This window comes from Neisseria sp. P0009.S010, assembly GCF_051958545.1.
In the GTDB taxonomy this organism is placed as follows: Bacteria; Pseudomonadota; Gammaproteobacteria; order Burkholderiales; family Neisseriaceae; genus Neisseria; species Neisseria subflava_A.
Genome location: NZ_JBQCVH010000043.1, coordinates 1 through 260 on the forward strand (window position 1 = coordinate 1; position 260 = coordinate 260).

Sequence of the window (260 nt, forward strand, 5' to 3'; positions counted from 1 at the left end):
TTATAAAATGTTCCGCATTATCAAATGGCTGATTGCCCTGCCTTTGGGCGCATTTATCTTTTTCAACGCTTATGTGTACGGCAACATCATCACTTACCGCGCCGTCGCGCCGAACAAAACCGCCTTCATGGCGATGCGGATGCGGCAGTTTCAAAGCGAAGGCAAAGATGTCGCGCTCGATTACCGCTGGGTGCCTTACGACCGCATTTCGGTCAACCTGAAAAAAGCCCTGATTGCCTCCGAAGACGCCAAATTTGCCG

Annotated in this window: 1 pseudogene; it reads left to right on the top strand. The window is 51.2% G+C overall.

Features of this window, described 5'->3' with window-relative positions:
- Positions 1-7: 7 nt before the first annotated feature.
- Positions 8-260, top strand: a pseudogene (locus tag ACTHSN_RS10830) (monofunctional biosynthetic peptidoglycan transglycosylase); the annotation flags it as partial.